The sequence below is a fragment of the Candidatus Schmidhempelia bombi str. Bimp genome (assembly GCF_000471645.3).
Taxonomy (GTDB): Bacteria; Pseudomonadota; Gammaproteobacteria; order Enterobacterales; family Orbaceae; genus Utexia; species Utexia bombi.
This window is the reverse complement of sequence record NZ_AWGA01000030.1, coordinates 1-745: the sequence shown is the minus strand read 5'-3', so window position 1 is coordinate 745 and position 745 is coordinate 1. Positions and strand designations below refer to the sequence as shown.

Genomic DNA, 745 nt, shown 5'->3' with positions numbered 1-745 from the left:
CAGGCGCAGCTAAAATGCTAGCCTATGTCGCATTAGCGGTAATGGTTATGACACATGGTTTACAAGCATGGATTCTTAACACAACCTTAACCGAGCAAGAAAGAAAACATGATCGTTTTATTACCTTACGTCTCTTTCTATTCGGCATTGTTGAAGTTTTGAGCTGGAAAAAATCAAAAAAACAGCAATAAATTATCAACATTAAAAAAACATTTGTATCCAACCAAATATTTTGTATAATGCTCGCAACTTCTTACGAAGCTCGTCAAATAAAGCGGGAATAGCTCAGTTGGTAGAGCACGACCTTGCCAAGGTCGGGGTCGCGAGTTCGAACCTCGTTTCCCGCTCCAATTCTTAATCTATAGACATTCAGAATTGTCTTAAATCCCATAAGAAACAAAGCGTTACGTGTTTCTATAATCTGCATAAAGCTATTAAAAACTACCTAAAGGTACTTAATTTAAGTACAGCTTTAAGTACATTGGCTTTTTAAAATAAGTACATCCTGTACTCATCTGTATATCCAGTCTGACACGTAGTTCTGGCTACGCTTGCTTAGACCTCTTGATGTTTTCTATTTCGTTTACGTTTAACCCTTTATTCAAGAGGTATACTCTATGGCTTTATTGACTAATTTAGGTATTCATCGCGCTAAACCTAAAGATTCTGTCTATACGTTAAAAGATGGACGTGGTCTGTCTTTGCGTATAGAACCCAATGGCGCGAAACTCTGGCATTGGTATGT

Annotated in this window: 1 protein-coding gene and 1 tRNA gene; both read left to right on the top strand. The window is 37.6% G+C overall.

Annotation, left to right across the window (positions count from 1 at the left end; genetic code table 11):
- Positions 1-191 (top strand): DUF1145 domain-containing protein (locus O970_RS03015; protein WP_024495698.1); only part of this gene is annotated, 191 nt, incomplete at its 5' end.
- A gap of 83 nt (positions 192-274) precedes the next feature.
- Positions 275-350 (top strand) — tRNA-Gly (locus O970_RS03010).
- Positions 351-745 lie beyond the last annotated feature (395 nt).